This window comes from Microbacterium sp. HMWF026 (assembly GCF_003061325.1).
In the GTDB taxonomy this organism is placed as follows: Bacteria; Actinomycetota; Actinomycetes; order Actinomycetales; family Microbacteriaceae; genus Microbacterium; species Microbacterium testaceum_E.
Genome location: NZ_QAJB01000273.1, coordinates 1 through 1736, shown reverse-complemented (window position 1 = coordinate 1736; position 1736 = coordinate 1). Strand labels below are relative to the sequence as shown.

Annotated in this window: 2 protein-coding genes and 1 pseudogene; 2 read left to right on the top strand and 1 reads right to left on the bottom strand. The window is 73.6% G+C overall.

Annotation, left to right across the window (positions count from 1 at the left end; all coding sequences use genetic code 11):
• Together DBR36_RS10525 and DBR36_RS10520 are read left to right on the top strand one after the other, a co-directional pair.
• A partial coding sequence (locus DBR36_RS10525) for an Nramp family divalent metal transporter (protein WP_181373559.1) occupies window positions 1–698 on the top strand: 698 nt, incomplete at its 5' end.
• 9 nt (window positions 699–707) lie between these two features.
• Window positions 708–1343 (top strand): metal-dependent transcriptional regulator, encoded by a 636-nt coding sequence (locus DBR36_RS10520; protein ID WP_108319173.1) that lies wholly within the window; start codon window positions 708–710, stop codon window positions 1341–1343.
• Window positions 1344–1353: 10 nt separating this feature from the next.
• On the opposite strand, the pseudogene DBR36_RS17750 reads toward DBR36_RS10520, so the two are convergent.
• A pseudogene (locus DBR36_RS17750) lies at window positions 1354–1736 on the bottom strand (hypothetical protein); the annotation flags it as partial.

Here is a 1736-nt window from a genome sequence, read left to right as displayed (position 1 = left end):
GTGCGGGGACAGCGCTGGGTGCGGGGGGCACGGGGGTCTCGGCCGGCCGGACGAGAACGGCGTCGCGCGCGGAGCCGACGGACGCGACCGTCACCGAGGGCCCCGACGCCGCGAACCGCGCCCTAGAACGCGCGCGCGGCCTCTCGACCCCGCGCCTGCTGCGGGCCACCCGCTGGGATGTCACGATCGCCCTCGCCGTGGCCGGCACCGTCAACCTCGCGATCCTCCTGCTGGCGGCGGCGAACCTCGCCGGGGTCGAGGGCACCGACAGCCTCGAGGGGGCGTACGCGGCGCTGCGCGACGGACTCGGCGCGGTCGTGGCGACCCTGTTCGCCATCGGCCTGCTCGCGAGCGGACTCGCCTCGACCTCGGTCGGCGCCTACGCGGGAGCCGAGATCATGAACGGCCTGCTGCGCGCGCGGATCCCCCTCGTCGTGCGTCGCCTGGTCACACTCGTGCCGGCGCTGCTCATTCTCGCGGCGGGCGTCGATCCCACCCTGGCGCTGGTGCTCAGCCAGGTGGTGCTGTCGTTCGGCATCCCGTTCGCGCTGGTGCCACTAGTCGCGTTGACCGCTCGCGCCGAGGTGCTCGGCATCCATCGCAATCGCCGCGTCACCACGATCGCGGGGGTGCTGGCATCCGTATTCCTCATCGCCCTCAACGTCACGCTCCTGTGGCTGGTGTTCAGCGGCGGATAGGCTGACGGCGTGGAATCGCCCGTGGCCGACGACTATCTCAAGGCCATCTACCACCACACCGAGTGGCAGGATTCGCCGATCACACCGTCGCAACTCGCCTCGGGATTGGGGCTCGCCCCCTCGAGCGTGACCGAGATGGTCAAGAAACTCGCGTCGCAGGGCCTGGTGACGCACCGCCCGTACGGCCCCGTGTCGCTCACCCCCGCGGGGCAGAGGCGGGCGGCCGGGGTGATCCGCCGCCATCGCCTCATCGAGACGTGGCTCGTCCGCGAGTTCGGCTACGCGTGGGACGAGGTGCACGACGAGGCCGAGGTGCTCGAGCACGCCCTGAGCGACCGCCTGCTCGAGGGCATCGACGACCGCTTGGGCCGACCGCGCTTCGATCCGCACGGGGATGCGATCCCGGATGCCGAGGGCTCGGTGCACCGCGAGCCCTTCGTCCTGCTGGCCGAGGCGGCGCCGGGGCACGCGGGGCGCGTGCTGCGGGTGAGCGACCGCGACCCGGAGCTCCTGCGGGCGCTGGTCGAGCGACGCATCGACGTCGGCCACGAACTGGAGGTCGTCTCGGACGAGGTGGTGCGCGCGGACGGCGTCGAGGTCACGCTGCCCGCGGGTGCGGGCGGCTCGGTGTGGCTGACCCGCTGAGCGTCGAAGGCTAAGCAGTCGGCGGGGCGGTGCGCGCCCCGGCCCGGGGGCCGGTCTCTGTCCGCGCGGTCCCGAGGGCGGCGGGCTCGGTGGGACGGAACCACCGGCGCGCCCGCCCGGGGATCCAGACCGCGGCGATGACCGCCACCGCCGCGGCGAGCGCCACGACCAGCACCGGGTCGAGCTCGGTCAGCGCCATCGCGACGGCCTGCAGCACGATCAGCACCGCGAGGTAGCCCGTCAGCAGGGCGCGCGCGAGGATGCTGCCCCGCGACAGCGCCGATCCTCCGGCGACAGTCAGCAGCCCGAGCAGCACGGTCGCGGCGCCGACGAGCGACACCGGCAGCACCAGATCGGGTGTCACCGCGTATCGCGCGAGCAGCACGACGACAC